Genomic DNA, 620 nt, shown 5'->3' with positions numbered 1-620 from the left:
GCATAAATACGCCCCCAGATATCCTGTAATGTTTCAGGAAATGGTCCAACAGATTCAAATACAGCCCATGTTAGAGCAGGAACATCAAGTTGGGTAAAGTTATTAGGACATTCATTTGTTGTTGCAACACCGATATAATGATCAAGTTCCCCTTTTTCTTCCATTCGACCTTCTGAAAAGTTTACAGATGCACTAAGCAATCCCACAGGTTCAACATTAGAAAGTTTTTTAAGTTTTTTTATCGCTTCACCATCTAAACTTTCCCACATAGAGGCGATTTCTGGATTAACCCCGTTGAAAATAATAGGGACTCTTTTTTTAATTCCAACTATGCTAAATGCCTCTTTTTCTTCAATTCGATAGTCCATTGCAATTCCTCCTTTAATTGATAGCTGGAAGGTCATTCGTGGATAGGCTTTTATTGTGTGACCATTATTTCTAGCCTCTGATGGTGTTATCCCATGAAGGCTATGAAAAGCCCTCGTAAAAGAGTCTGGAGAATTGTATCCGTATTTAATGGCAATATCAATAATCCTGAAATTGCTATTGTTCAGCTCAAAAGCTGCAAGCGTGAGACGCCTTCTCCGAATATACTCCGACAACGTTACACCTGCCAGAAA

The 620-nt window shown here is 38.7% G+C and carries 1 protein-coding gene; it reads right to left on the bottom strand.

Going from position 1 to position 620, the window contains the following annotated elements; translation table 11 throughout:
* Positions 1-620: AraC family transcriptional regulator (locus E4U82_RS19660; RefSeq protein WP_135111924.1), on the bottom strand; the 620-nt coding region annotated here is incomplete at both ends.

The sequence above is a fragment of the Lentibacillus salicampi genome, from assembly GCF_004565465.1.
In the GTDB taxonomy this organism is placed as follows: Bacteria; Bacillota; Bacilli; order Bacillales; family Amphibacillaceae; genus Lentibacillus; species Lentibacillus salicampi.
Note: the sequence above shows the minus strand (reverse complement) of the source record. Positions and strands in the feature narration are given on the sequence as shown.